This window comes from Streptomyces swartbergensis, from assembly GCF_002148965.1.
Taxonomy (GTDB): domain Bacteria; phylum Actinomycetota; class Actinomycetes; order Streptomycetales; family Streptomycetaceae; genus Streptomyces; species Streptomyces swartbergensis.
Genome location: NZ_NGFN01000743.1, coordinates 1 through 1,030 on the forward strand (window position 1 = coordinate 1; position 1,030 = coordinate 1,030).

Here is a 1,030-nt window from a genome sequence, read left to right on the forward strand (position 1 = left end):
CCTGCTGCTCGGTGCCGAGCAGAGGATCGGCGGGCAGCACAACCCGGACCGGCACAGGCACGGGTTCGGTCGCGTCGTCGGCGGGTGTCGTCACGGCCCCACACTAAGCAGCCTGAAACCAGAGGCGCGGAAGCGGGCACGAGGGCCAGAATCACCACTGGGACGCCGTCCTCGCACACCAAGGAGCGCCGTCATCAGCAAGCCGATCTCGCCTCAGAACATGAAGAACCTGGCCTTCATCAGGCTGCTGCACCGCCAGGGCATCGAGCAGTCGCTCCTGCCCGAGCCGCTCTCCTTCACCTCGGTGCTGACCTTCCACGACGCCGTGGAAATGTTCCTCATCGTCACCGCCGAACACCTGGGCGCCGTCGTGAAGGACCGGGACCCGTTCATCAAACGGTTCTTCGAGGGACTGCACCCGAGCAACTTCGCCGATGGTGTCGAACTCCAGGGGCAGTACGGGATCAAGCGCCTGAACGATCTACGCAACGGGTTCAAGCACACGGCAGGCTTCCCCGGCCCGGTGGCCATCACGGACGCGAAAGCCGACACCGCCCACTTCTTCGAAGAGAACACGCCCCGCGTGTTCGGTCTCGCCTTCGACGACATCGACCTCGCCGAGGTCGTCCAGCACGACCAGACCCGCGCGCACCTGAAGACGGCCGCTCAGCTCGACTCGCAGGGCAGCCGCCTGGAGGCCATGGGCACGCTGGCGGTCGCGTTCGAGGACCTCATGGACGCGCAGATCCACGGCGAAGACGCGCGGGGACGGACGTCGGTCTACAGCTTCGGCGAGCGGCTGCACCGCCACGGTCTACGCACTGATCAGGTCCGGGCGATCCTGCGCCAGCCGGACCACGCGTCGCGCCGCGGTGTGCCCGCACGCGGCGCGGAAGGGCTCGCCCAGGAGTACACGCAGACCCGCGACGTCACCCGAGCCCTGCAAGAGGGCATGCGTCTGATGGTGCTGGGCGTGGACTTCCACCAGTACCAGCGGTTCACCCAGCTCACTCCGTCTGTGGGCTACTAC

The 1,030-nt window shown here is 67.1% G+C and carries 1 protein-coding gene; it reads left to right on the forward strand.

The features are described 5' to 3' along the window. Positions 1-220: 220 nt before the first annotated feature. A partial coding sequence (locus CA983_RS44045) for a hypothetical protein (protein WP_086606147.1) occupies positions 221-1,030 on the forward strand: 810 nt, incomplete at its 3' end.